The organism is Komagataeibacter sp. FXV3 (assembly GCF_015155755.1).
Lineage (GTDB): Bacteria > Pseudomonadota > Alphaproteobacteria > Acetobacterales > Acetobacteraceae > Komagataeibacter.
The window spans coordinates 1-1,037 of sequence record NZ_VWPI01000199.1; the positions used below are offsets into that span (position 1 = coordinate 1).

Annotated in this window: 2 protein-coding genes and 1 pseudogene; all 3 read right to left on the bottom strand. The window is 59.3% G+C overall.

All coding sequences use genetic code 11. The features are described from left to right. Window positions 1–203, bottom strand: a pseudogene (locus tag F1542_RS16925) (IS66 family transposase); the annotation flags it as partial. Window positions 204–265: 62 nt separating this feature from the next. Beyond that, window positions 266–613, bottom strand: a complete 348-nt coding sequence (gene tnpB, locus F1542_RS16930; protein WP_193734018.1) for an IS66 family insertion sequence element accessory protein TnpB — start codon at window positions 611–613, stop codon at window positions 266–268. Next, complete coding sequence (tnpA, locus tag F1542_RS16935) at window positions 610–969, bottom strand: IS66-like element accessory protein TnpA (protein ID WP_082770918.1); 360 nt, start codon at window positions 967–969, stop codon at window positions 610–612. Before tnpA ends, tnpB begins: the two co-directional genes overlap by 4 nt. Window positions 970–1,037: the final 68 nt, after the last annotated feature.

The window sequence follows — 1,037 nt, forward strand, 5'->3', positions numbered from 1 at the left end:
TGTTCAGTCTCACGCTCGATCTTTTCTGAACTGGCCCCGAATTTCTGTTTCTGCAGGCGAGCGATCCGGATCCTGAGCGACTGGACAAGGGCATCATAGGCCCGGGCCGACGCCGACAGCCGCACGATCTCGCCCTGCTGGGCCATGATGATGCCCTTGAGGGTCTCCAGATCATCAGGCAGGGGGCCAGAGTGTCGCTCCATCTCTGGATAATAGCGGAAAACTGCCAGAAAACAAAGAAATCTGCGGCGGCAATGGCGAAAAATCAGGCTACGCGAGAGGGGGGCGCCGACCAGGATGGCCGTCTCCAGTCGATTCCTTCCCAGAGCATGGCCATCTGTGCGGCTGTCAGGCGGGCAACGCCATCTGCCGGGGAGGGCCACGGAAAACGTCCGGTCTCGAGCACCTTGTAATAAAGGCAGAACCCCTGACGGTCCCACGTCAGAAGCTTGATCCTGTCCCCCCGGCGACCGCGAAAGGCGAAGAGAGCGCCTGATGTCGGGTCCTGACGCAGCCTGTCCTGTGCAAGTGCCGCCAGCCCCGAGATGCCCTTGCGCATATCCGTAACCCCGCAGGCCAGATAGACACGCACACCGTTGCCCACGCCAATCATGCCGTCTCCGCGATCCGGATGACCCGTGCCAGAAGCTCTTCGGCAGGATGTCCCGTCACCCTGATACAACGGCCATTGCGCAGCACAATGGCCAACTCGTCAGTATCATCGCCAGACGCCACAGCGGGTGCATTCACGGAAGCAACAGGAACAAACGCCACAGACTGATCCGGGGAAGACAGTCTTTGACGGAATGAAGTACGCCACTGGTAAAGATGTTGGCGGGTCAGGCCATGCCGACGTGCCACATCCGATACACTTGCCCCGTCCACACCAACTTCAGCCAGAATCTCCAGCTTCCGTTCGTCCGGCCAGCGGCGACGGCGTTCAACGCCAATCAGGATTTCCTGAGCCATATTTACCTCCCGAACGACGTCAATAACGACGTCGTTAACGACGGTAAGTTACCAGTCACAATCCTCAG

Excerpts from the sequence above, each read along its gene's own strand:
- tnpB (WP_193734018.1), bottom strand. The coding sequence starts at position 613 with ATGATTGGCGTGGGCAACGGTGTGCGTGTCTATCTGGCCTGCGGGGTT.
- tnpA (WP_082770918.1), bottom strand. The coding sequence starts at position 969 with ATGGCTCAGGAAATCCTGATTGGCGTTGAACGCCGTCGCCGCTGGCCG.